At 67.9% G+C, this 24,292-nt stretch carries 20 protein-coding genes and 1 tRNA gene; 5 read left to right on the top strand and 16 right to left on the bottom strand.

Going from position 1 to position 24,292, the window contains the following annotated elements:
• Positions 1 to 15: 15 nt before the first annotated feature.
• Positions 16 to 162, bottom strand: coding sequence for a hypothetical protein (locus tag ACFOJE_RS20685; RefSeq protein WP_377816872.1), 147 nt, complete (start codon positions 160 to 162; stop codon positions 16 to 18).
• A 31-nt stretch (positions 163 to 193) separates the two neighbouring features.
• On the opposite strand from ACFOJE_RS20685, the gene ACFOJE_RS20680 reads away from it, so the two are divergent.
• Positions 194 to 367 carry a hypothetical protein gene (locus tag ACFOJE_RS20680; RefSeq protein WP_377816871.1) on the top strand — a complete coding sequence of 58 codons (174 nt, stop codon included), beginning with the start codon at positions 194 to 196 and terminating at the stop codon, positions 365 to 367.
• Between the two features lie 717 nt (positions 368 to 1,084).
• On the opposite strand, the gene ACFOJE_RS20675 is transcribed toward ACFOJE_RS20680, so the two are convergent.
• The 7 genes from ACFOJE_RS20675 to ACFOJE_RS20645 all read right to left on the bottom strand — a co-directional run bounded on the left by ACFOJE_RS20675 (position 1,085) and on the right by ACFOJE_RS20645 (position 8,120).
• A tRNA-Val gene (locus ACFOJE_RS20675) sits at positions 1,085 to 1,161 on the bottom strand.
• A gap of 175 nt (positions 1,162 to 1,336) precedes the next feature.
• Entirely contained in the window at positions 1,337 to 2,056 is a 720-nt protein-coding gene (locus ACFOJE_RS20670; protein ID WP_377816870.1) for an SDR family NAD(P)-dependent oxidoreductase, read from the bottom strand.
• Positions 2,057 to 2,132: 76 nt separating this feature from the next.
• Positions 2,133 to 3,503: an OprD family porin gene (locus ACFOJE_RS20665; protein ID WP_377816869.1), complete on the bottom strand. Its 1,371-nt coding sequence runs from the start codon at positions 3,501 to 3,503 to the stop codon at positions 2,133 to 2,135.
• A gap of 118 nt (positions 3,504 to 3,621) precedes the next feature.
• The gene (locus ACFOJE_RS20660; protein ID WP_377816868.1) at positions 3,622 to 4,983 is read right to left on the bottom strand and encodes an MFS transporter; all 1,362 of its coding nucleotides are present in this window, start codon (positions 4,981 to 4,983) and stop codon (positions 3,622 to 3,624) included.
• Positions 4,984 to 5,129: 146 nt separating this feature from the next.
• Positions 5,130 to 5,456 (bottom strand): NIPSNAP family protein, encoded by a 327-nt coding sequence (locus ACFOJE_RS20655; protein ID WP_377816867.1) that lies wholly within the window; start codon positions 5,454 to 5,456, stop codon positions 5,130 to 5,132.
• A complete protein-coding gene (locus ACFOJE_RS20650) occupies positions 5,456 to 7,201 on the bottom strand; it encodes an FAD-dependent oxidoreductase (protein WP_377816866.1) in 1,746 nt (581 codons plus the stop codon). The genes ACFOJE_RS20655 and ACFOJE_RS20650 overlap by 1 nt, the downstream gene beginning before the upstream one ends.
• An 82-nt stretch (positions 7,202 to 7,283) precedes the next feature.
• Entirely contained in the window at positions 7,284 to 8,120 is an 837-nt protein-coding gene (locus ACFOJE_RS20645; protein ID WP_377816865.1) for an SDR family NAD(P)-dependent oxidoreductase, read from the bottom strand.
• A 233-nt stretch (positions 8,121 to 8,353) separates the two neighbouring features.
• On the opposite strand from ACFOJE_RS20645, the gene ACFOJE_RS20640 reads away from it, so the two are divergent.
• The gene (locus tag ACFOJE_RS20640) at positions 8,354 to 9,253 is read left to right on the top strand and encodes a helix-turn-helix domain-containing protein (protein WP_377816863.1); all 900 of its coding nucleotides are present in this window, start codon (positions 8,354 to 8,356) and stop codon (positions 9,251 to 9,253) included.
• Positions 9,254 to 9,387: 134 nt separating this feature from the next.
• Entirely contained in the window at positions 9,388 to 10,596 is a 1,209-nt protein-coding gene (locus ACFOJE_RS20635) for an MFS transporter (RefSeq protein ID WP_377816862.1), read from the top strand.
• A gap of 4 nt (positions 10,597 to 10,600) precedes the next feature.
• Here the strand turns inward: ACFOJE_RS20635 and ACFOJE_RS20630 are convergent, their stop codons facing one another.
• The 7 genes from ACFOJE_RS20630 to ACFOJE_RS20600 form a co-directional block, all read right to left on the bottom strand.
• Entirely contained in the window at positions 10,601 to 11,689 is a 1,089-nt protein-coding gene (locus ACFOJE_RS20630) for a calcium-binding protein (protein ID WP_377816860.1), read from the bottom strand.
• Positions 11,690 to 11,716: 27 nt separating this feature from the next.
• A complete protein-coding gene (locus tag ACFOJE_RS20625; RefSeq protein ID WP_377816859.1) occupies positions 11,717 to 12,973 on the bottom strand; it encodes a calcium-binding protein in 1,257 nt (418 codons plus the stop codon).
• A 138-nt stretch (positions 12,974 to 13,111) separates the two neighbouring features.
• Entirely contained in the window at positions 13,112 to 14,359 is a 1,248-nt protein-coding gene (locus ACFOJE_RS20620) for a calcium-binding protein (RefSeq protein ID WP_377816858.1), read from the bottom strand.
• Positions 14,360 to 14,591: 232 nt separating this feature from the next.
• Entirely contained in the window at positions 14,592 to 16,319 is a 1,728-nt protein-coding gene (locus tag ACFOJE_RS20615; protein WP_377816857.1) for a calcium-binding protein, read from the bottom strand.
• Positions 16,320 to 16,784: 465 nt separating this feature from the next.
• The gene (locus ACFOJE_RS20610; protein WP_377816856.1) at positions 16,785 to 17,867 is read right to left on the bottom strand and encodes a calcium-binding protein; all 1,083 of its coding nucleotides are present in this window, start codon (positions 17,865 to 17,867) and stop codon (positions 16,785 to 16,787) included.
• Positions 17,868 to 18,298: 431 nt separating this feature from the next.
• Positions 18,299 to 20,014 (bottom strand): type I secretion system permease/ATPase, encoded by a 1,716-nt coding sequence (locus ACFOJE_RS20605; protein ID WP_377816855.1) that lies wholly within the window; start codon positions 20,012 to 20,014, stop codon positions 18,299 to 18,301.
• Positions 20,015 to 20,127: 113 nt separating this feature from the next.
• The gene (locus ACFOJE_RS20600; RefSeq protein ID WP_377816854.1) at positions 20,128 to 21,432 is read right to left on the bottom strand and encodes an HlyD family type I secretion periplasmic adaptor subunit; all 1,305 of its coding nucleotides are present in this window, start codon (positions 21,430 to 21,432) and stop codon (positions 20,128 to 20,130) included.
• Positions 21,433 to 21,713: 281 nt separating this feature from the next.
• Between ACFOJE_RS20600 and ACFOJE_RS20595 the strand changes: the two genes are divergently transcribed.
• Entirely contained in the window at positions 21,714 to 22,649 is a 936-nt protein-coding gene (locus tag ACFOJE_RS20595) for an AEC family transporter (RefSeq protein WP_377816853.1), read from the top strand.
• A 141-nt stretch (positions 22,650 to 22,790) separates the two neighbouring features.
• Positions 22,791 to 23,318, top strand: coding sequence for an Hsp20/alpha crystallin family protein (locus tag ACFOJE_RS20590; RefSeq protein ID WP_377816852.1), 528 nt, complete (start codon positions 22,791 to 22,793; stop codon positions 23,316 to 23,318).
• Between the two features lie 7 nt (positions 23,319 to 23,325).
• On the opposite strand, the gene ACFOJE_RS20585 is transcribed toward ACFOJE_RS20590, so the two are convergent.
• On the bottom strand, positions 23,326 to 24,249 hold the full coding sequence (locus tag ACFOJE_RS20585; protein ID WP_377816851.1) for a pseudouridine synthase: 924 nt from the start codon (positions 24,247 to 24,249) through the stop codon (positions 23,326 to 23,328).
• Positions 24,250 to 24,292 lie beyond the last annotated feature (43 nt).

Below are 24,292 nucleotides of genomic sequence, written 5' to 3'. Positions count from 1 at the left end.
CCGCCCCTTGGCGTCTTACTTGCGGTTATCACCATTACGCTCTTTCTTCTGCTCGCCCAGAAGCTCGGCATCTGACGAAGCCGCCCCCACAGCGACATCACTCGAAACCACGCCGAGCATTTCCGCTTCCAATACAGAGCAGCCGCCACGCAAGCCGGACATCCGCAATCACCAGAACCGAGAGAGCACACACATGAGCGAAAGGTTCGAGCAGATACGTCAGGACTTCGAAGCCTGGGCGAAAAGCCGTAGCGATTACTCAGGCTCTGCCATCGAACTGCCGGAATACGACCTGAGCCTCGAGCGAAGCAACGGAATAGACGAATGCCGAGAAGCCATCGAGGCGGCAGGCATCCACACCCGATAATCCCCACCGAAGTCGGCAGCCCCCCTCTCCATACCCCCAGCACACACCCTCGGAAATAGCAGGACAGCGGACGCCCCCACCAGCAGCAAGAATCCCCTACGTGAACTTCGCGACCGAGCAAAGTCCTATATAGGTAAGTTCCTCAGGACGAGGTCGGGGGCGAGGATGTCTGCCTGCCAGAACAGCGCAAAGCCGGAAAGGCCGCTACAGAGGCTTTCGCAGCAGACCGGAAGCGATGATGGCGACCACTGCAGCGCAACCCAGCCGAACGACGCCCAAGACCCAGCACGGTCTTGCATCATGTGAGTTCGCAGCCGGAGAAGCATTGCGGAGCGCCCCACTTGAGACCAAGCCATGACCATCGTCGACTTGGTAGTCACCTATTTTATAGGCGCAGTAATTACATCGTTCGGCGTGACCAAGCCGACGCACTTTCACAGGTGCGTTCTGCTATGGCCGCTGTACTGGCTATATATCATCATCCTGGGGATTCGGATGGCCCTGGACGATACCCAGCACTGACCCCCGCATGCTGCCAGTATGGGGTGGCGGGTATTTTTCATGCCCGAATACCGACGCCCCCCTTTAAGGGGCATCAACCGCGAACTCAGGCAAATCTGACGCCATGAGAAGGCAGGCATTTCCCCAAAACCCCCAAAACAAAAAGGGCGACCCTTTCGGATCGCCCTCTAAGCCCCGCCAGCTGCGGGTTTTGTTTGGTAGGCACAATTGGACTCGAACCAACGACCCCCACCATGTCAAGGTGGTGCTCTAACCAACTGAGCTATGTGCCTGCTGATGGCCGCGCATTCTACGGAACTGATCCGGGGTGTCAACACCTATTTTCGCTAAATAACTGAAAAGAAGGATTTTTCCTTCGGGAGCTGACTGGCGGCCCCTGTTGTGGGGCTCTCCGGATAACCACCGACCACGGCGAAAGAGCAGGCGCGGCGCTCCCCGCCTGCACGATCAGATCGCGGTGTAGCCGCCATCGGTATTGATGCAGGCGCCGGTGATGATCGAAGACCTGTCGCTGGCCAGGAAGGCGACCACCTGGGCGATCTCTTCCGGGCGAGCGAGGCGACCTATCGGCTGCCTGTTCAGCATGGCGTCCCTGGTCTCCTTCGGCAGCTGTGCCAGCAGCGGCGTGTCCACGTAGCCCGGGGAAACGCTGTTGGCCCGGATGCCCCGCCGCGCATAGGTCAGGGCGACCGAGCGGGTGAAGTTGACCACCGCCGCCTTGGCCGCCGAGTAGGCGGTGCTGTTCGCCTGACCGACATGGCCGAGAATCGAGGCCATGTTGACGATGGAGCCCGAGCCGTTTTCCAGCATCCGCGCGGCCGCGTACTTGTTGCACAGGGCGACGCCGGTCAGGTCGATATCCAGCACGCGCTGCCAGGCGGCCAGATCCAGTTCGTGAACCGGCCCCTTCTGTTCCGGAACGCCAGCATTGGCGACCAGGATGTCCAGCTTGCCGAAGGTCGCCACTGCCGCCTGCATCAGGGCCGCGACGCTCGCCTCGGCAGTCACGTCGACCAGCACGAAGATCGCCTCGCCGCCCTGGACGACGATATCGGCGGCGACATCGCCCACCACCACTTTCGCTCCCTCCGCGCCGAACAGCCGGGCCACGGCCTCGCCGATTCCCGAACCGGCGCCGGTGATCACCGCCACCTTACCCTCGAGCATGTTTGCCTCCTCACTCATTCGAACATGGACAGTCATCTCCCGGCCCCGAATGGGCCGGGCAGAGCACTCGCCCGGGTCAGAACAGCCCCAGCGGATACTCGACGATCAGGCGCACCTCGTCATGATCGGGATAGCGGTAACCGATGCTGGCCCGATGGGTCGACTGACGTACCCGCAGCAGCAGATCCTTGGCCGGCCCGGACTGCAGCACATAGGCCAGCTCGACGTTGCGCTCCCAGTGGCTGTAGTCCTTGCCCCGCTGATAAACGCTGGCGCCATGGCGGGTGTAGAACGGATTGTCGCTATCGGCGTTGTCCATGTGATCGCCGCGGGTGTAGCGGGTCATGAAGGTCAGCCCGGGAATCCCGTAGGGCGCCAGGTCCAGGTCGTAGCGCAGCTGCCAGGAGCGCTCATTGGCCTCGCTGAAGGTCACCACCTGCGACACGTTGCCCATGAACAGCATGCCGCCCTGGGTGCCGTCGAAACCGACCCAGTCCAGGGGCTCGTCGCCGTCGATGCGCTGATGGCCGAGGGTGAGCGTATGGCCACCGATCCGGTAGGCGGCGCTCAGCGACCAGGAGGTGTTGTCGATGTTCCCGCCCTTCGACTTGCCGTGATCGTGGGTGTCGTACAGATGGAAGACGAAGGTCAAGGCCTGGTTGTGCGGCAGCGCCAGCCGGTAGCGGGCATTGGCGTAATACTGCCGCCAGATGTCCTCCAGCTCGCTGCCGTACAGGGTGAGGCTCAGATCCTCGCCGAACTTGTAGGTGCCGCCCAGGTAGTCGATGCTGCGCGCCGGCGGCAGCACCGCGTAGTCGGTGGTGATCTCGCCATGGTTGTCGCTGGAATCCACCCCGCTCACCGCGGTGAAATGCCCCGCCTGCAGATTGAGGCCGCCGATCTCGTCCACGGTCAGACTGAAGCCGGTGGCCGTGCTCGGCAGCAGGCGCGTCTGGTTCATGGAGAACACCGGCACGTTGGGCAACTGCTGGCCGTACTTCAGCACGCTGCTGGAGAACCTCAGCTTGAGCGCGCCGCCCAGCTCGGAATATTCGCTCTCCGGATTGCCGTCGCCGTCCCAGGGCAGCAGGCTGGTACCGGTGCGCCCGGCGCCGCTGTCCAGGCGGATGCCGACCAAGGCGTGGGCGTCGAGGCCGAAGCCGACGATTCCCCGGGTGAATCCCGAGCGGTAGAAGGCCATCAGGCCATGGGCCCACTCCTCGCGATAGCCGTTGCGCTCGGCCGGCGGCTTGTGGGCGTTGCCGCCGAGGTTGTTGCGGGCGCCGTTGCGGAAATCGCGATTGAAATAGTAGTTGCGGTTCAACAGGTCGAAGTGGCTGTCTTCGAAAAATCCCCTGGACTGCGCCTGCCCGGCGAGGGCCGCGCCAGTCACCGACAGTCCGGCACAGCAGGCCAGGACGCCGATTTTCACGTTGAGAATATGCATATCCCTAGCTGCTCTTGTTCTTGTTGTATCGAGACGGCCCGTCCCGTGTCGCCGGCGATCCGGACCGGGTCTCGCAGCGAGAAAGGGGACCGCGCCCGGCGGTGGGCGCGGCCGGTGGTCAGGAATGGGCGGGATTGGCCTGCAGCACGCCGGCGTCGGCCAGCCGGCGCCGGTCGCCCAGGCCCTTGGCCGCCATGGCCAGCCCGGAGAGCACGCCCGGAATCGCCAGCAGGGCGAACACCTGTTCGAGGGGCAAGCCCATGGCGATCATCTGCCCGCCGGCGAAGGCACTGAGAATGGCGCCGAAGCGACCGATCCCGCTCATCCAGCTGGCTCCGGTGGCGCGCGCCTCGGTCGGGTAGAAGCAGGTGGCCAGCGCGTTCATGCCGACGCTGCCGCCGTTCAGACAGAAGCCCACCGCCCAGGCGATGGCGCCGAGCAGGAACAGCTCGTCGTCGACCTGGCCGATGGCATAGGTGGCGATGGCCGCCGCCAGCATGGTCAGCAGCAGCACCCCGTGCGGCTTGAAGCGATCCATCGCCCAGCCGACGACCAGCGAGCCGACCGGTCCGCCGACCTGGAACATGGAGGTGACGATGGCGGCGTCGGCGACGCTGTAGCCGCCGTCCTTGACCAGGGTCGGCAACCAGCTGCTGAACAGGTAGACCAGGAACAGCGCGGTGAAGTAGCCGCACCAGAGCATCAGGGTGCCGAAGAGATACTTCCCGGAGAGCACCAGCCGCGCGCCGCTCTTGCGCTGCGCCGGGGTCGGCAGGACGAATTCGCAGCGGCCGTCGCTGGCGCCCGGGGCGATCCTCTCGAGGATGCGCTGGATCTTCGCCGGCGCAGCCTTCCTCGTCACCAGGAAACTCACCGACTCGGGCATCTTCCAGTACAGCAGCGGCGCCACCAGCAGCGGCAGCGCGCCGCCCAGGATCAGCACGCTGTGCCAGCCCAGGTGCGGGATCATCCAGGCGGAGAGGAAGCCGCCGCCGGCGGCGCCGAAGGAGAAGCCGCAGAAGGCCACGGTGACCAGGAAGGAACGCTTGCGGTCGGGGGCGAACTCGGACGTCAGGGTCGCCGCGTTGGGCATGGCGGCGCCGAGGCCCAGGCCGGAGAGAAAGCGGAAGACCACCAGTTGGGTGACATCGGCGGAACAGGCCGTGACCAGGGTCCAGAAGCCGAAGAACGCCACGCTGCAGACCAGCACGATCTTGCGCCCGTAGCGATCGGCCAGGGGACCGGCGACCAGCGCACCGATGGCCAGGCCGATCAGCGCGGCGCTCAGCACCGGCCCCAGCGCCTGGGGCGACACGCCCCACTCCTCGCGCAGCTGGGGCGCGATCAGCCCCATGACCGCCACGTCGAAGCCGTCCAGGGCGATGATGAGGAAGCAGAAGAACACCACCAGCTTCTGGAAGGCGCCGAAGGGTCGGCCATTGATCAGTTCACGCACATCTATTGTTCTTGTTGCGTTCACTTGGGTTCACCTCGTTTTTATCGAGCGCCCCGTGGGGGCTCGTTCTTATTGTTGAAGCGACACTCGATGGGGCGGGGCCGACTGACAGATTCCCGAGCCGGACGCAGCGGCAAGGCGATCGCCGCGTCCGGCCCGCCGCCGGCTCCTCAGAGCAGGCTCTTGAACTGCACCGGCCTGATGATCCGGGTCTCCTGGGCGATCACCAGATGCGCCGAGGCCTGCAGGTACTCGGGGAAATCCGGGTCGCGGTCGCGGGCCAGGCCGCGCCGCTCGAAATCGTCCAGGCTGTCGTAGCCCCAGAGGTGCACCACCTGGTTCAGCGGACCGATGCAGCTGGTGTAGAAGGCCAGCGGCGGCCCCAGGTGGCGCAGCAGCACCGGCATCGCCAGGCGGTCGAAGACCTCCAGGAATTCGGCCATGCCGCGCGGCTTGATGGTGTAGATGCGGTGATCGACGACGGGCTTGTGGTTCATCAGACGGCCTCCAGGTAGCGCTTGGTGTTCTTCTCGTCGCCGGCCCGCGCCAGATGGCGGCCGGTGATGTAGCCGAAGGTCATGATCGGGCCGAGGGTGATGCCGGCGCCCGGGTAGTTGCCGCCCATCACGCTGGCGCGGTCGTTGCCCACCGCGTACAGGCCGGGGATGGCGGCGCCCTGCCCGTCCAGCACCTCGCCGGCCACGCTGGTGCGGATGCCGTCGAAGGTGCCGAGATCGCCCATGATCACCTTGAGCGCGTAGAACGGCCCCCTCTCGATCGGCGCCACGCAGGGATTGGGCTTGTGCTCCGGGTCCGCCAGGTAACGGTTGAACGAAGTGCTGCCGCGACCGAACTCGGGGTCCTCGCCGTAGCGGGCGCCGGCGTTGTGGGCCCGCACGGTCTCCGCCAGCCCGTGCGGATCGATGCCAACCTTGGCCGCCAGCTCGGCGAGCGTCCCGGCCTTCTGCAGGTAGCCGCTGCGCAGCAGCGGCGCCAGCGGCATCGGCGCCGGCTTGGCGTAGCCCAGGCCGTACTTGGCGATGGCCGTGCGGTCGCAGATCAGCCACATGGCCGTTTCGCCCAGGCCCTCGCAGGCGCGGATCAGCGCGGCGCCGACGTCGTGGTAGGAGTTCGACTCGTTGGTGAAGCGCCGGCCGTCGCGCAGCACGCCGATGATGCCCGGCTTGTAGCGGTCGAGCAGGTGCGGGAAGACCCCGTAGCGGCCCTTGCCCAGCGGCACCCGCGACACCGGCATCCAGGCGGCGGGCTGCGGATAGCGGATCTCCACCCGGCCGCCGGCGGCCTCGGCCATGCGTGCGCCGTCGCCGGTGTTGCCCGCCGGCACCGGCGAGAGGTGCTCGCCGCCGCGCCGCAGGTGCGGATAGGCCTGACGGATGCGCTCGAGGTCGTGGGAGAAGCCGCCGCAGGCCAGCACCACGCCGCGGCGGGCGGCGATCCGCAGCTCGCCCTGCGGCCCCTGCACCCGGGCGCCGACCACCCGGCCGTTCTCCAGCAGCAGCTCGCGGGCGGCGGTGCCGGTGTGGATCGGGATGTTCAGGTCCAGCGCCGACCTGGCCAGCCGCGCGGCCAGGGCGTTGCCGCTGGTGGCGTTGATGCCGCGCCGGTACAGGGCCAGCTCCTTCATATGGGTGGCCAGGCGCTTGGCCACGTAGACGAAGGAGGTCAGCGACCTGGTGGCGTTGAAGAAGTGCTTCAGGTCGGCGTTGGACGAGTTGAACATCATGCCGATGAAGGTGATGGTCTTCAGCGGCGGGCGCAGGCGCGCCATGTCGTCGCCGAGCTGGCGGATGTCGTAGGGCGCGGCGAGGATCGAGCGGCCGATGTCCACCCCGCCGCCGACGTCCGGATGGTAGTCCGGGTACAGGGTCGGGACGAACTTGACGGTCGTCTCGCGCTCGAAGAACTCCACCATTTCCGGGCCGTGCTCGAGGAAGGCGTCGACCGCCTCGGCGTCGAAGAAGGCGCCGGTCTCGTGCTGCAGGTAGGTGCGCGCGGCGTCGCGGCTGTCCTGCACGCCGTTGGCCTTGGCGTGACGGTTGCCGGGGATCCACAGCACCCCGCCGGAAAAGGCCGTGGTGCCGCCGAAATATTCCTCCTTCTCGATCACGACCACGTCCAGGCCGTTCTTCTTCGCGGTGATGGCGGTGGATAGTCCGCCGGCGCCGGAACCGACGACCAGGACGTCGCACTCGAGGGCGGGACGAGGGGGTTGCTGACTCATGGGCAGTCTCCTTGCCGGATGGGCACGGGCGCGCCCGCGCGCGGACGCGGCGCACGCCGATGGGGGTTAGCGGAAGGGGGAATCAGCCGCGACGGGCGGCTACCGGGGACTCGAAGCCGGGACGCGGGATCAGCGCCATGGGCATGCATTCCAGGCCGCCGTCGACGGTCAGCTCGGCGCCGTTGACGTAGTCCGCCCGCGGGCTGGCGAGGAACAGCACGGCCTGGGCGATGTCCGCCGGCTCGCCGATGCGCCGGTTGGCGGTCATGGCGCAGCGCTGACGCTCGATCTCGGGGTCGGCGTAGAAGGCGGCGGACAGGGGCGTGCGGATCAGCCCCGGGCAGACCACGTTGCTGCGCACGCCGCGCGCGCCCCACTCGCTGGCGATCTGCCGGGAGAGCATGCCGACGCCGGCCTTGGCCGCGCTGTAGGCGCCGCTCCAGGACTGCGGGAAGTGGGCGGCGATCGAGGCGATGTGCACGATGCGCCCGGACTGGCGGGCCAGCATCAGCCGGCCGAAGGCCTGGGAACAGAGCAGGTAGCCGTTGAGATTGACCGACAGCACCCGGTTCCACTGCTCCAGGGCGATGTCCTCGATGCCGCCGGGCTGCAACACGCTGGCGTTGTTGACCAGCACGTCGCAGCGGCCGAAGCGGCTTTCCACCTGCGCCGCCGCCCGCTGCACGCTGGCCGGGTCGGCGATGTCGCAGGCGATGGCCAGCGGCGGCTCGGCGCTCATGGGCGAGAGTCGCTCGGCGAGCTGCCGGCAGCGGCCCTCGTCGAGATCCAGCAGCACCACCCGGGCGCCCTGCCCGACCAGCGCCGTGGCGATTTCGCTGCCGATGCCGCCGGCGGCACCGCTGACCACGCAGACGGCCGCATCCAGCTTCAGCCAGTTGTCGTTCTTGTCGTTATCCATGATGTCTCCGCTGTTTCGCGCGGTGCCGAGCACGCCGATTCCGCGCGGTTCTTATTGTTGTTGGAGCGTCGAGCTGCAAGGCTCTGCACGTGGGGCAATGGTAGGGTCGCCCCCGGGGCCCCTGAATGGACGAAATCGACAAGCGCCCCGACTTTTTGCACAAATGGGCGGGCGGCCGTCGCCTCTGCCGTCGCCGCGCGTGCGCTCGAACCCAGGGCAAGGAGCCCCAGGACATGAACAAGATCCCGAACTACGCCCTCTACGGCGAGGTCTCCCAGCCGATCTGGCACGAGTCCCTGCACGTGGAGTCCATCTCCACGCGCTCCGGCGCCTACGCCTGGGAGATCGCCCCCCACCGCCACGACACCCTGCTGCAGCTCCTCTACCTGCAGAAAGGCGGCGGCACCGTGCTCTGCGACAGCCTCAGCCTGATCGCGCGGGCGCCCTGCGTCATCTACGTGCCGGCGCAGAGCGTGCACGGCTTCCGCTGGGACGGCGCGGTGGAAGGCAAGGTGATCACCGCCCTGCAGCACCCGCTGGAGTCGATCGCCGGCCCCCTCTGCCCCGGCCTGCTGCCGCAGCTGCAGGAGCGCCAGCTGATCGAGCTGCCCTACTGGCTGCCGGAGGAGGACCCGCTGCTGCCGCTGTTCGCCGCCCTGGAGGAGGAATACCTCGGCCGCGGACGCGAGCACGTCGCCTGCAGCACGGCCCTGCTGCTGGCGCTGCTGATCAACGTATTCCGCTTCGGCGGCCCCGTCCGCCCGAGCCCGGCGCACAGCCGGCGCGCCCAGCAGGTCAAGCAGTTCCGCGAACGGGTGGAGATCCACTTCCGCGCGCACCGCACGGTCAGCGACTACGCCGAGGAGCTGGGCATGACCCTGGCCACCCTCGGGCGCCTCTGCCAGGAACAGCTGGGGATGACCCCGCTGGCGGTGATCAACGCCCGCCTGGTGCTCGAGGCCAAGCGCGAGCTGGCCTACTCCGGCCGCAGCATCAAGGAGATCGCCCTCGATCTGGGGTTTTCCGACGAGGGCTACTTCAGCCGTTTCATCCGCAAGCACACCGGGCTCACGCCCAGCGAATTCCGCCTGCAGGCTCGCCCCGATGGCCAGCCGACCGGGGATTTGCGATAAAAGTGCAAGCCTTTGTGCAACCCGTGCCTTCAACCGGGCGAGCTCCGGCGGGACACTGCCGCGCTTCACCGGCCGACGCGAGACGCGCCGGCTCCGCTCCCTCGACCAACCGCCTGCCGCCCGAGATATTCGCCGTGGATGCCCCCTCTTCGTCGCCCGCCCTGCATACCGGACTGGCGACACCCCGCACCTTCCTCGCCCTGGCCCTGGTCAGCGCCCTGCTCGGCAGCACCACGCCGTCGCCGCTGTACGGGCTCTACCAGTCGCTCTGGGGCTTCCCGTCGGTCACCCTGAGCGCCCTCTACGCCCTCTACGCCTTCGGCGTGCTGATCGCCCTCGCCTGCTGCGGCCGGCTCTCCGACCGCCTGCCGGACCGCCGCCTGATCATCCTGCCGGCCCTGGGCATGGTCGCCCTCGGCGCCCTGCTGTTCGCCTTCGCCGACGACCTGTCGCAGCTGTTCCTCGGCCGCCTGCTGGCCGGACTCGGCACCGGCGCGCTGACCGGCAGCGCCAACGCGGCGCTGATGGATTTCGACGCCCTGGACCTGCGCAAGCGCGCCGCCAGCATCGCCACCCTCGCCTTCACCGGCGGCGCGGCGCTGGGGCCGGTGCTCAGCTCGACGGCCCTGTACCTGGAGTTCTGGCCGCGCAGCTCGCCCTTCCTGTTCAACGTGGCGCTGGCGCTGCTCACCGGCCTGGGCCTGCTGCTCGGCCGCTGGCCGAGGCAGCCGGCCATGCCCGCCCTGCAGCGGGCCGCCTCCGGCCGGGAGAGCCCGCTGCGGGCCCTGCGGCCGATCCGCCAGCCGTTCGCCATGCTCTGCGCCGCGCTGGTGCTGGCCTGGTCGGTGGGCTCGCTGTTCGTCGCTCTCGGCCCGACACTGCTGGCCTCGACCCTGCCCTCCGGCAGTCTGGCCGCCGGCGGTCTGGTGGTCGCCGGCTTCCAGCTCTCCGCCGGCGCCAGCCAGTTCCTCTGCCGGCAGCTGCAGGCGCGCCCGGCGATCCGCCTGGGCAGCATCCTGCTGGCGGTCAGCTGGTGCGGTTGCGTGGCCAGCCTGGTCTACGGCCGGGGCTGGTCGTTCTGCCTGTTCACCCTGCTCGCCGGCACCGGCTACGGCGCCTCGTTCGTCGGCGCGGTCGGCCGCCTGGGCGCGATCGCCCCGGCGGAGCACCGCGGCGCCCTCAATTCGCTGCTCTACGTGGCGGGCTATCTGGGCAGCGCCCTGTGCATCCTCGGCATCGGCGCGGTGGTCGACGCCATCGGCATGCTGCCGGCGATGACGGTCCTGGCCGGCGCCGTGGTGCTGGCCGCCGTCGCGCTGGTGCGCAGCAGCCGCTTCGACTGACGGCTCAGGCGATCACGTCGTCGAGGGTCAGGCTGTCGACGCCGAGCAGCTCGATGGCGAAGTCGGCCGCGCTGTCGCCGTTCACGTTGCCGTAGAGCACGCCGTTGTCGAACTTGAGCTGGCCGGGCTGGCTGAACTCCGCGCCGGGGTCGATGAAGGCGGTGAAGGCTTCGTTGTCCAGGGTGGCCGTGTCGGCGTCCAGCCCGGACAGGTCGACCTGGTCCTCGCCGCGACCGAAGCCGGAGATGACGTCCCAGCTGGCGCTGTCGAGGCCGGTGTCCTCGAGGGCGTGGTAGACGAAGCGGTCGTGGCCGGAGGGATCGTTCAGCCGGTCCTTGCCCGGGCCGCCGTAGAGCACGTCGTCGCCGGCGCCGGCATTGAGCCAGTCGTTGCCCGCGCCGCCCTCGAGCCAGTCGACTCCGTCGATGCCGTAGAGGGTGTCGTCGCCCTCGCCGCCGTAGAGCCGGTCGTTGCCCAGGTCGGGGCTCAGCACGTCGTCGCCGTAGAGCCAGTCGTCGCCGGCGCCGCCGTAGAGGATGTCGCTGCCGTAGTTGCCGTTGAGCACGTCGTTGCCGGCGCCGGCATCCAGCAGGTTGTCGGCGTGGTTTCCGGTCAGTTCGTTGCCCAGGTCGTTGCCGATGCCGTCGATGGTCTGGTCGCCGATGAGCACCAGCCACTCCTGGAAGTCGCCCAGGGTATGGCTGACGCTGGAGTAGACGGTCTCCAGATCGCCGTAGGTGTCGGTCTCGACGATCCGGTCGCCGGGATCGTCGATCACGTAGGTATCGCTGCCGGTCCCGCCGCTGAGCAGGTCGGCGCCGGAGCCGCCGTCGAGCAGGTCGTCCCCAGCGGTGCCGTAGAGCCGGTCGTCGCCGCGGCCGCCGTAGAGGCCGTCGTTGCCGCTGTTGCCGTTCAGGGCGTCGTTGCCGTCGCCGCCGTCCAGCCGGTCGTTGCCCTTGCCGCCGCTGAGGCTGTCGTCGCCGGCGCGGCCGTTGAGGACATCGTCGCCCTCCAGGGCGGTGATGGCGTCGGCGCCGCTGGTGCCGTTGAGAATGTCGTTGCCGTTGGTGCCGACGATGGGGTTCCGGGTCATGTCCACTCCTCCTGCGCAAGCTGCGGATCAGACGATCACGTCCGCCAGGGTCAGACTGCCGACGCCGGTGATGGCAATGGCGAAATCGGCCGTGGCGTCCGCGTTGACGTTGCCGTAGAGCACCCCGCCGGCGTACTTCAGCTGCCCGGCGGAGCTGAACTCCTCCTGGCTGCCGAGCAGGGCGGTGAACCCATCGTCGCCGGGCTTGTCGAGGTCGGCGTCCAGCGCTGCCAGATCGATCTTGTCGCTGCCCTGGGTAAAGCCGTTGACGACATCCCAGCTGCCGCTGTCGAGGCCGGTGTCAGAGAGGGCCCGGTAGACGAACCAGTCGTTGCCGTCGCCGCCTTCCAGCCAGTCGTTCTGGCTGCCGCCGTAGAGCATATCGTTGCCGCCGCCGCCCTCCAGGCGGTCGTTGCCGTTGCCGCCATCGAGCCAGTCGTCGCCGTCCTCGCCGTAGAGCCAGTCGTTGTCGTCCTCGCCGAACAGCCGGTCGCTGTCGTAGCCGCCGTACAGCTGGTCGTTGCCGAAGCCGGCATAGATCAGGTCTTCGCCGTTGCCGCCGTCGTTGAGGAAGTCGTTGCCGGCGCCGCCGTAGAGTTCGTCGTTGCCGTAGCCGCCGTCGAACCAGTCGTTGCCGTTGCCGCCGTCGAGCCGGTCGTTGCCGTCGCTGCCCTCGAGGCGGTCGTGACCGTCGCCGCCGTAGAGCTGGTCGTCGCCGTACTCGCCGTTGAGCCAGTCGTTCTCGTCCTCGCCGTAGAGCAGGTCGTTGCCGAAGCCGGCGTAGATCAGGTCGTCGCTGGTGCCGCCGTAGAACTGATCGTCGCTGACTCCGGTGTCGTACAGCTCGTCGTTGCCGGCGCCGCCGTAGAGCCGGTCGTTGCCGGCGCCGCCATCGAACCAGTCGTGGCCGTCCTCGCCCTGCAGCAGGTCGTCGCCGTCGCCCCCATCGAGACGGTCGTGACCGTAGCCGCCGTTGAGGCGGTCGTTGCCGGCCTCGCCGAACAGCCAGTCGTCGTTGTCGTCGCCGAACAGCTGGTCGTTGCCCAGGCCGGCGTAGAGCTGGTCGTTACCCAGACCGCCCATGAGCCGGTCGCTGCCGCGGCCGCCGTCGAGCCGGTCATAGCCGGCGCCGCCGTACAGCCAGTCCTGGCCGTCCTCGCCGAACAGCCAGTCGCGGCCCGGGTTGCCGTGAAGACGGTCGTTGCCGGCGCGGCCGTAGAGACGGTCGTCGCCGTTGCCGCCGTTGAGGGTGTCGTCGCCGCTGGTGCCGTAATAGTCAGCCATGTTCCGCTCTCCTCACTGGCTCGCTCCGAGGCGGTTCGCACGGTCCGCCATGTCGAGAAATGCCGCGCCCCGCCATCGCCGCGAAAGCCCCGGCGCCGGGAAAGGCGGCCGGGGCTTCGCGAAGCGCCGGGCATCCGTTCAGGCGATCACGTCGGTCATATCCAGGTTGTTGACGCCGGTGACCTGGATGGCGAACTCGGCGGCGGCGTCGGCATCCACGTTGCCGTAGAGCACCCCGGCGTCGAACTTCAGCTGTCCGGCCGCGGTGAAGGGGTCCATGGGATTGACGAACGCCGAGAAGGCCTCGTTGTCGTTGGGCGTGGCGGTGTTGGCATCGATGGTCGACAGCTCGATCTTGTCGCTGCCCCGGGCGAAGCCGTTGATGACGTCCCAGGTGGTGCCGGTGAGTCCGGAATCGGCGACCGAGGTGTAGACGAAGTGGTCGCTGCCCAGCCCGCCGTTCAGCACATCCTTGCCCGCACCGCCGGCCAGATGGTCGTTGCCGAAGCCGCCGTCGAGCCGGTCGTCGCCGTTGCCGCCGCTCAGAGTGTCGCTGCCGAAGCCGCCATCCAGATCGTCGTCGCCGTCCTCGCCGCGGAGGAAGTCGTCGCCGGCCTCGCCGTTCAGCTCGTCGTTGCCCAGGCCGCCCTTCAGGCGGTCGTTGCCGATACCGCCGTAGAGCCAGTCGTCGTCGGCGCCGCCGTCCAGGCTGTCGGCGCCGATGCCGCCGAGCAGGGTGTCGTAGCCGGCACCGCCGGCGAGCTCGTCGTCGCCGGCCTGGCCGCTGAGGGTGTCGTTGCCGGCCTCGCCGTGCAGTTCGTCGTCGCCCAGGCCGCCGGCGAGCCGGTCGTGGCCGTTGCCGCCGTAGAGCCAGTCGGCCTCTTCCGCGCCATCCATGATGTCGTTGCCGTCCTCGCCCCAGAGATGGTCGACGCCGTTGCCGCCGTTGAGCCGGTCGGCGCCGATTCCGCCGTGGAGCTCGTCGTGGCCGCTGCCGCCGTTGAGCGTGTCGTTGCCGATACCGCCGTCGAGGAAGTCGTCGTGGTTGTCGCCGTTGAGGACGTCGTTGCCGGCCTGGCCGCTGATCCGGTCTTCGCCGTCGCCGCCGCTGACACGGTCGTCCCCGGCGCCGCCGTTGATCACGTCCGCGCCGCTGCCGCCGCTGACCAGGTCGTTGCCGAAGCCGGCATTGATGACGTCGTCGTCGCCGAGGATGTGGTCGAGTTCGTTGTCGAGATGGGTCAGGGGATTGGCGGTGCTGCCGTTGATAACGTCGTTGCCGCCCAGGCCGTTGAGGGTGTCGTTGCCGCTGTGGCCGTTGATGGTGTCGTTGAGGGGAGTGCCGTTGAGGGTATCGTCGAAGGCGGTACCGTTGATGATCGCCATACTTCCATTCCTCCCACTTGATCGGGTGTCGTATCACCGGCGGTTCATCGGCCCGCGCCGCTCGGGGCAGCCGTACGAATCTGCCGGCAGTTGCCTGCCGCGCGGCGGCAGGAAGCCAGAACACACGGACACGGATGACGTCCGCGCCCCGTAGCCGGGAAAGCCTGATGCGTCGCTAGCGATCCGGGAGCGGAACAGCCGCCCCCGGACCGTTCGCGGCGAACGCTGCCGGTCAGGCGATCACGTCGCCGAGGGTCAGGTTCGGAACGCCGGTGACCTGGATGGCGAAGTCGGGGGCGACGTCCGCATTCACGTTGCCGGAGAGCACCCCGCCTTCGAACTTGAGTTGTCCGGCGGCGGTGAAGTCGTCGACGAACACGGTGAAGGCGTCGTCGCCGGCGGTGGCCGTGTTGGCGTCCAGCGCCGACAGGTCGACCTTGTCGGCCCCGTGGGCGAAGCCGTTGATGACGTCCTGGTTGACCAGGTTGAGGCCGCTGTCGGTCAGCGCGCTGTAGACGAAGGTGTCGTTGCCCAGACCGCCGTTCAGGGTGTCGTGGCCCTGACCGCCGGTCAGGACGTCGTTGCCCAGCCCGCCCTCCAGCCAGTCGGCACCGTTGCCGCCGTCCAGGCGGTCGTCGCCGGCCATGCCGCGCAGCAGGTCGGCGCCGTTGCCGCCGAGGAGCTGGTCGTTGCCCAGGCCGCCGTCGAGCCAGTCGTTGCCGAGGCCGCCGTCCAGCAGATCGTTGCCCGGACCGCCGTTCAGCTGGTCGTTGCCGAGCTCGCCGTAGAGCCGGTCGTTGCCGGCCTCGCCGTTGAGGGTGTCGTTGCCCAGACCGCCGTAGAGCTGGTCGTCGCCGATGCCGCCCCACAGCTGGTCGAGGCCGTTGCTGCCGTAGAGGGTGTCGTTGCCGGCACCGCCGTAGAGGGTGTCGTCGCCGTTGTTGCCGTCGAACCAGTCGTTGCCGTTGCCGCCGTCGATGAAGTCGTTGCCCTCGCCGCCGAAGCCGCGGTCGTTGCCGTCGCCGGCGATCAGCCGGTCGTCGCCGACGCCACCGTCCAGACGGTCGTTGCCTTCCTCGGCGAAGAGCTGGTCGTTGCCTTCGTCGCCGTACAGCCAGTCGTCGGCGATGCCGCCGTGCAGCTCGTCGTTGCCCAGCCCGGCATGCAGCCGGTCGTTGCCGGCGCCGCCCCAGAGCTGGTCGTCGCCGGCACGGGAGTAGAGCTCGTCGTTGCCCTCGCCGGCGTCGAGCCAGTCGTTGCCGTCGCCGCCGTCGAGGTAGTCGTGGTCGGCTCCGCCGAACAGACGGTCGTTGCCCTCCTGGCCATAGAGCCGGTCGAGACCGAGGCCGCCGTTGAGGACGTCGTTGCCCAGACCGCCGTTGAGGGTGTCGTTGCCGGCATCGCCGTTGAGGGTATCGTTGCCGCCCAGACCGTCGATGGTGTCGTTGCCGCCCAGGCCGCTGAGCACGTTGTCGGCGTTGTTGCCGGTCAGATGGTTGTCCAGTGCGTTGCCGGTGCCGTTGATGGCCGCGAGACCGCTCAGGACGAGATTCTCCTGATTGGCGCCGAGGATGCGGGTGACGCTGGAGTTGACGGTGTCGACGCCGCCGTTGACCGGCTCGTTGATCACGTCCCCGGGATTGTCGACGAAGTAGGTGTCGTTGCCCTGCCCGCCGGCCATGTTGTCGGCCCCGGCGCCGCCGTCGAGCTGGTCGTTGCCCGGGCCGCCGACCAGCCAGTCGTTGCCGAAGCCGCCATTGAGTTGATCGTTGCCGGGACCGCCGTTGAGCTGGTCGTTGCCCAGGTTGCCGTTGAGGGTGTCGTTGCCGGGACCGCCGACGATCCAGTCGCCGCCGGCCAGACCGTTGAGGGTGTCGTTGCCGGCGAGGCCGTCGATGTAATCGGGGGCGAGGGTGCCGTTGATGATGTCGGGGCCGGGTGTTCCGATGCGGATAGCCATACTTCCAGTCTCCCTACTCAATAAATCAGGGGGTCGTTGAATCGCTGGCAAGTTCGCTCAATGGACCTGGAGAATTAATCGGTAGCCGCTGAATCGACTCGCCAGCAATGGGATGCTGCATTTCAGCAAGTTGGAAGAATAGTCAGATAATCCCGGGATGCCGTCGAAAATATTGATTCGCGGGATTCAATCGATAACCGGTCGCCAATGGCCGAATATACTTACGCTCGTTCGACATGAACCGGAAACATGCCGAGCGCAACTTCACCGGATAATTATTCCGCTCGCCCCTATTCTTCGTTTCGTTCAAGCAGAACGATTCACTGCTTAGTTGTCTTCGCCTCTTTTCAATAATGAAGAATCGATACGGAAAAGTTGCCGAAGCCGAAGAGAAAAGAGTCGGAGCGATTCCGCCCGGCACGACAAGGCCCCGGCGAGCGCCGGGGCCGATCATGCCGGCCCGCCTCAGGCGACCACGTCAGACATGTGCAGGTCGGTGACGCCGGTGAGCTGGATGGCGAAATCCGCCGCGTTGTCGGCGTTCACGTTGCCGTAGAGCACGCCGTTGTCGAACATCAGCTGGCCGGACGCGGTGAACGGGCTCCCGCTGTCGACGAAGCCGGTGAAGGCGTCGTTGGCGGGCGTGGCGGCGTTGGCGTCCAGCATCGACAGGTCGAGGATGTCGCCATGGCCGAAGTCGCTGATGACGTCTCGGCTGCCGCTGTCCGGGCCGCTGTCGGTGAGGTTGACGTAGGTGAAACGGTCGAAGCCGGCACCGCCGCTCAGCTGGTCCGCGCCGCCTTCGCCGACGATGGTGTCGGAGCCGCCGGCGCCCTGGAGGATGTCCGCGCCGTCGCCGCCGACCAGGCAGTCGTCGCCGTTGTCGCCCATCAGCCGGTCGACGCCCGCGCCGCCGAATAGCCAGTCGCCGCCCCCGCCGCCGTTGAGCTGGTCGTTGCCGTCGCTGCCGAACAGCCGGTCGCCGCCGAGGCCACCGTCGAGCTGATCGTTGCCATTGCCGCCGATCAGGGTGTCGCCGCCGAGGCCGCCGATCAGCCGGTCGTTGCCGGCGCCGCCGTCCAGCTCGTCCTCGCCCTGCCCGCCGTCCAGCAGGTCGTTGCCGGAGCCGGCGTCGAGGTGGTCGTTGCCGACGCCGCCGACGAGGGAGTCGTTACCGTCGCCGCCGTTGAGGAAATCGTCGCCGGCCGCCCCGGCGAGGGTGTCGTTGCCCTCGCTGCCGATCACGTGATCGTCGCCGAGGCCGCCGTCGATCGTATCGTTGCCGTTACCGCCGACCAGGTGGTCCTTGTCGGCGCCGCCCCAGAGGCGGTCGTCGCCGTTCTCGCCGTAGAGGGTGTCCTCGCCAGCACCGCCGTAGAGCTGGTCGTTGCCGTCCTCGCCGTAGAGCCAGTCGTTGCCGTTGCCGCCGTCGAGCCGGTCGTCTCCGTGACCGCCGCTCAGGGTGTCGTCGCCGTCGAGGCCGCTGATGGTGTCCGGCTCGTTACCGCCGTGAAGGCTGTCGTTGTTGCCAGTGCCTACGATAACCATGTTTCACGCTCCCTACTCTTTACCCCAGGGGTTGTGATTGCCGGCCAGTGTGAGCTGCGAACTTTTCTTTCATCCATACGAAAGCCGCCGACCCAACTTGCCAGCGATTCGATAATGCGATTCCGCACAGGCAAGCATAGACAGTTAATGACTGGCTGCCGCCGGGAAAGAATGCGGCCCGTTTTATCCGATCAGCGGCCCATGAAATACCGGACAAAGAGTCGATATTGTTTCGGCCCACCCGAATAATATCGCGGCATTTATCCAAGTCATCCGGAAAAGTCCGCGAGAAAGTTTCAGCCGTCAATAAACCAACGTCGAACTCGTGTCGTTCCGATCAATCCGGAAAGTTCAAGTCCACGATATTATCGGTTGGCATTGAGGGTTTTCCCGCAATGCGCGGAAGTTACGAAGTTCGCAGGTACTTCGCTTCACTCGCCGGCCCGGCGCGGCGCCGGGACCGGCGGCTGGCCGCCCTGCAACTCGGCCATCACCCGCTCGCGCGGGCCGTACAGCGCGGCCATCCCTTCGCGCAGCACCAGCAGCTTGTCGACGCCGCACAGCACGCTCGGCCGGTGGCTGATGACGAACAGGGTGGCGCCGGCGGCCTTGAGCTGCTGCAGCGCGAGGATCAGGGCCCGCTCGCCCTGGTCGTCCAGGTTGGAGTTGGGCTCGTCGAGCACGATCAGCCGGGGCTGGCCGTACACCGCCCGGGCCAGGCCTATGCGCTGGCGCTGGCCGCCGGAGAGCCCGCCGCCGGTGGCGCCGATCAGGGTGTCGTAGCCCTCCGGCAGGCGCAGGATCAGCTCGTGCACCCCGGCCAGGCGGGCGGCCTCGACCACCGCCGCCGGATCGACCTTGCCGAAACGGGCGATGTTCTCGCTGATGGTGCCCTCGAACAGCTCGATGTCCTGCGGCAGATAGCCGAGGTAGGGCCCCAGCTCGTCGCGCTGCCAGCAGGCGATGTCGGCGCCGTCCAGGCGCACCTTGCCCTGCTGCGCCGCCCAGATGCCGAGCAGGGCGCGCGCCAGGGTCGACTTGCCGGCGCCGCTGGGGCCGACCACGCCCACCGCCTCGCCCGCCGCCACCCGCAGGTTGAGCCCGCGCAGGGTCGGCTGGCGCCCCCCGGGCGGCGCCACCACCAGGCCCTCGACGCTCAGCTCGCCCCGCGGCGCCGGCAGCGGCATGCGCTCGGGCGCCGGGGGGAACTTGCGCAGCAGCTCGCTGAGCCGGGCGTACTGGCTGCGGGCAGTGGAGAAGCCCTTCCAGACGCCGATCATCAGGTCGATGGGCGCCAGCGCCCGGCCGAGCAGGATCGAGCCGGCGATCATCAGCCCGGGGCTGATCTCCTGCTCCAGCACCAGGTAGGAACCCAGCGCCAGGATCAGCGACTGCACCAAGAGGCGCAGGGTCCGCGACAGGGCGGTGAGCGCGCCGGCGCGGTCGCTGGCCAGCGACTGCAGGATCAGCGCCCGGTGGTTGATGCCCTCCCAGCGCTGGCGCAGCTGCGGCAGCATGCCCATGGAGGCCACTACCTCGGCGTTGCGCAGGCTCTTGCTGGTGAAGTTGGTGGCCGCCAGGTTCTCCTGGTTGGCCAGCTGCAGCGGCTGGTGGGTCAGCCGCTCGTTGGCGTAGGCCAGGACCACCAGCAGCAGCGCGCTGAAGGTGCCGAACCAGCCGTACCAGGGGTGGAAGAGGAACATCACCGCCAGGTAGATCGGCAGCCAGGGTGCGTCGAAGAAGGCGAACAGGCCGTTGCCGGTGAGGAACTGGCGCAGCCCGGTCAGATCGCTGAGGGCCTGGGCCGAGCCGAGCATGCCGCCGCTCAGCAGCGCCTGCTGGAAGCTGGCGTCGTACAGGCGCGGGCCGAGCAGGCTGTCGATGCGCGTGCTGACCCGCACCATGATCCGCGAGCGCACCCACTCCAGGCAGCCCATGGTGCCCAGCAGCAGCAGCAGGATCAGGCAGAGCATCACCAGCGTCGCTTCGCTGCCGGAGGCCAGTACCCGGTCGTAGACCTGCAGCATGAAGAAGGACGGCACCAGCATGAGGAAGTTGACGAACAGGCTGAACAGGCCCACCGCAAGAAAACTGCCCTTGCAGGCCGTCAGGACGACTTGGAGGTCGGATCGGGGGGAAGCTGTCATGGTTCAGGAGTCTCTTTCCTGCCGACAGGACGAGCATAGAAAATCCCCGGGCGGACGCATGGCGAGCCTGCCCTCCCCACGCGTCTATCGGACGGCCGGCGACGCAGGGGCCGCTACTCCTCGATCAGCGCGCGGGCGACGGCGTTGCTGGCCGGCTGCAGCAGGTACTCCAGCATGGTGCGCTTGCCGGTGTTGATGTAGACCTCGGCCGGCATCCCCGGCTGCAGCCTGAGCCCGCTCAGGCGCCGGGAGCCTTCCTCGGTGAGGCCGACGCGGGCCAGGTAGTAGGGAATCCCGGTCTTCTCGTCGACCAGGCGGTCGGCCGAGACCTGGATCACCCGGCCCTCGATGATCGGCGTGGTGCGGCTGTTGAAGTTGCTGAAGCGGATGTCGGCGAGCTTGCCCACCTCGACCCGGTCGATGTCCACCGGTGCGACCCGCGCCTCGATGATCAGGTCGGACACCGAGGGCACGATGTCCATCAGCGGCGTGCCCGGGTTGATCACCCCGCCGACGGTGTGCACCGTCATGCCGAGGATCATGCCGTCCTCGGGGGCGCGGATCACCACCCGACCCAGGCGGTCCTCCAGGGCATTCATCTTCTCCTGCAGGTCGAAGACCTTGGTCTGCACGTCCGCCAGTTGGCCGACCACATCGGCGTTGAAGTCCTTGTTGAGCTGGACGATCTGCAATTCGGTCTCGTTGATCCGCAGGCGGGTCTTGGTGATCTCCGAGCGGTGGTCGGCCACCTCGGCGTGGATCTTGTCCAGGTTGCGCTCCTGCTCCAGCAGCCGCTGCTTGTCGACGAAGCCCTCGGAGAGCAGTTCCCTGAGCTCGGCGATCTCCTTGCGGAAGGAGTCCTCCAGGCCGTTCTTGGTGCGGATCATCTCCTGCAGGCCATTGATCTGCTCGTGCAACTGGCCGATGCGCTTTTCCAGCACCGCGATCTCGCCCAGGCGCGAGTTGCGCCGGGCCTGGAACACCTGGCTCTCGCCGTCGCGGGCCTCCCGGGCGCGCGGGCTGTCCTGTTCGACCATGTGGGAAAAGTCGATGGCCGGGAGGTCGTCGCGCTCGGCGCGCAAGCGCGCCTCCATGGCCTGGGCGGCGATCAGCTGGCTGCGGGTGACCTCGTAGTCGGCGCGGATCTGCGTGTCGTCGAGGACGATCAGCGGGTCGCCGGCCTTGACCATGTCGCCGTCGCGGGCGTGCAGTTCCTTGACGATGCCGCCTTCCAAATGCTGGATGGTCTTACGGAAGCTCTGCACGGTCACCACCCCCTGGGCCAGGGCCGCGCTGTCCAGCGGCGCGAGGGTGGCCCAGGTGCCGAACAGGCCGAAGGTGACGAAGACGATCAGGTAGCCGATATGGCGTACCCGACTGTCGGAGGTGGGCAGGCCCTTGGCGATGGCAGTGGTCATGGCTTCCCCGTTGCGGCTGGCTTGGCCGGTCCGCGCCGACTGCGGCCTGACAGGCTCCGGCGGGCTGGGGAAAGAGACTAGATCAGGTTCGCCGGGAAGCGAGGCGAATCCGCCGGCCCCGGCCGACGAGCTGATGCGGTGGCGGGCGGATCGGTGCCGGACAAGGCCCCGTTCGCCGAACGAACTCAATGGCCTCCCGCCGGTGAGGCAAACGAGCCTGCCGCTGGGTACAATCGAAGCCAGCCGCTTCACCAAGCACCGCCAAAACAAGGATGTCCGCCGTGCTGCAGATTCTCTCCATCACCACCCCCATCTTCATCCTGATCGGGCTGGGCTTCCTGTCCGCCAGGGGCGGATTGATCAGCCGCGAACAGGTCCGCGGCATGGGCGCCGTCGTCATCAACTTCGCCCTGCCGGCGCTGGTGCTGAAGGCGGTGTCGGAGAACCCGATCGGCGAGGTGTTCAACTGGCAGTACCTGACGGCCTACGGCCTCGGCTCGCTGACGGTGTTCTGCCTCGGCCTGCTGGCCAGCCGCACGCTGCGCCGGGAACCGCTGGACAGCAGCGCCATCGCCGCCCTGGGCATGGCCAACTCCAACAGCGGCTTCGTCGGCTACCCCATCGTCGCCATGACCCTGGGCGCCACCGCGGCCATCGGCCTGGCGCTGAACATGGTGGTGGAGAACCTGCTGATCATCCCGCTGGCCCTGGCACTGGCCGAAGCCGGCCGACAGGAGGGCTCGGCCCTGAGCGTGGCGCGGGAAACCCTCAAGCGCCTGGCGAGAAGCCCGCTGATCATCGCCATGGCCATCGGCCTGCCGCTGGCCCTGCTGGAGCTGCGCCTGCCGGCGGTGCCGGCCAGGGTGGTGGAGATGCTGGCCACCGCTTCGGCGCCGCTGGCGCTGTTCGTCATCGGCGGCTCCCTCTACGGCCTGCGGCTCAGCGGCATGCAGGGCGAGATCGGCATGATCGCCTTCGGCAAGCTGATCCTGCATCCGCTGGCCGTGCTGCTGATCTTCTCGCTGCTGCCCGACGTGGACCCGGCGCTGATGGCCGCCGGCGTGCTCTTCGCCAGCGCGCCCATGCTGAGCATCTACCCCATCCTCGGCCAGCGCTTCGGCGTCGACGGCCGCTGCGCCGCCGCCCTGCTGCTGACCACGGTGGCTTCCTTCGTCACCATCAGCACCCTGCTCGGCTTCGTCGCGCCGTCCCCGTGACGGCCGTTTCCGCCTCCGGCGCGCCAGAGCCTCCCGGCGCCGGCAGGTCCGGCCGGGTTTGACTACAGTCAAAAGGCTTCCATCTGGAGAGCGCCAGAATCGCAGCGTCCGCTTCGGACTCGAACTAGGGAGGAATTGGATATGGCTGATACCGAAAAGCAAGTTCCAGTGAACGGCGAGAGCGGCAAGTCCCCGGAGAGCCCGCATCCCCTGGAGCGTCTGCGCCGACAGATCGATCATCTCTTCTCCGACTTCAACCGCAAGGCACTGCGCTCCCCCTTCGGCCGCAACCTGTTCGAGGGCGAGCCGCTCTGGTCCCGCGAGCTGTTCAGCCAGGGCATCCCCGCCGTCGACATCAGCGACAAGGGGGATTTCTACGAGCTTTCCGCCGAACTGCCCGGCATGGACGAGAAGGACGTCCAGGTCAGACTGGCCAACCGCGTCCTGACCATCAAGGGCGAGAAGAAAGAGGAGAAGGAGGACAGGAAGAAGGACTCCTATTTCTCCGAGCGCTACTACGGCTCCTTCCAGCGCAGCTTCAACCTGCCCGAGGTGGTCGACACCGACCGCATCGAGGCCACCTTCAAGAAGGGCGTGCTGACCCTGAACCTGCCGAAGAAGCCCGAAGCCGTGGCCGCCGAGAAGACCATCGAGATCAAGCCGAGCTGATCGCCGCCTAGTCCCTGCCCTCCGGGCAGGGACCGCCCGCCTCGAGCCGGATCCGGCTCTCGAAGCTCCGCTCCGCCCCGCTCAGGGGATCGACGAATCTCAGGCTCCGCGCCAGCAGCTTGAGCGGCCGACGGTAATCGTCCGTCTCCCGCTGCGAACGCTTGAGCAGCTCCGGATACAGCGGATCGTTGCAGATCCCCGCCCCCAGCGCGGCCATGTGCACGCGCAGCTGATGGGTCTTTCCCGTCACCGGGTACAGCGCGTAGCGCCAGTGCTCGCCGAGCCGCTCGCGGACCTCGACGCGGGTTTCGCTGTTGGCCTGCCCCTCGGCCTCGCGCATGCGGAAGAAGGGCTCGCCCTTGACCAGACGGCTGCGCCGCCACAGCGGAAACTCCAGGCCGGGCAGCGCCGGGGCGATGGCCTCGTAGACCTTGTCCATGCTCCGCTCGCGGAACAGCGCCTGATAACGCCCGCGGCTGGCGGGATTGCAGGAGAACAGCACCAGGCCCGCGGTCAGCCGGTCGATGCGGTGCAGCGGCACCAGATCCGGATTACCGAGGCGGCGCACCAGCCGCGCCAGCAGGGTCTGCTCGACGTACTCCCCGACCGGGGCGACCGGCAGGAAGTGCGGCTTGTCGGCCACCACCAGATGCTCGTCCACGTGCAGCACGCTCTCCTCGAAGGGGATCGGCGTCTCCGCCGTCACTTCGCGGAAATAGTGGATGCGCAGCGCCTCCCGATAGGGGTGCTGCGGGCCTATCGGCCGCTGCTCGCCGTCCAGCACCCGCCCGCGGGCCATGCGGTCGAGCCAGACCTCGCGGGCGATCGCCGGGAAGTGCGCGCACAGGCAGTCCAGCACCGTGTCCCAGTCGCCTTGGGGCAGGTGCAGGACGCTGGGACGCAGACCGACGGAGGTGCTGATGGAAGACATGGCTGACCGGTTCGTGCAGAGAGGAGTGGCCGGCCATTATGAC

The organism is Azotobacter bryophylli, from assembly GCF_042643485.1.
Taxonomy (GTDB): domain Bacteria; phylum Pseudomonadota; class Gammaproteobacteria; order Pseudomonadales; family Pseudomonadaceae; genus Azotobacter; species Azotobacter bryophylli.
Note: the sequence above shows the minus strand (reverse complement) of the source record. Positions and strands in the feature narration are given on the sequence as shown.